The 252-nt window shown below is 54.8% G+C and carries 1 protein-coding gene; it reads left to right on the forward strand.

Annotated features, from left to right (window positions below):
* Positions 1-171 precede the first annotated feature (171 nt).
* Positions 172-252: DUF5372 family protein (locus IB262_RS36625; protein WP_348646952.1), on the forward strand; the 81-nt coding region annotated here is incomplete at its 3' end.

Below are 252 nucleotides of genomic sequence, written 5' to 3' on the forward strand. Positions count from 1 at the left end.
TATTGAGGTCCTCGATAAGAGCGCTGATGCGGATATTGAGATCGACAAGGCTGAAGAAACGTTCGTTTCGAAGTCTGGCCAGAACCCACCTCTCGACGATTAAAACCGACCCTTCGGCGGAGGGTTTCTTTCAAGTCCAGGACTGCAGTTCGTACTGACACTCAAGCCCGCATAGAGTTCGAGGTTACGCACCCGTTCCATCCGTGGCGCGGACAGCGCTTCGTGCTGTCGACACGCAAACAGAACTGGGGC

This window comes from Ensifer sp. ENS02, from assembly GCF_014851885.1.
GTDB lineage: Bacteria > Pseudomonadota > Alphaproteobacteria > Rhizobiales > Rhizobiaceae > Ensifer > Ensifer adhaerens.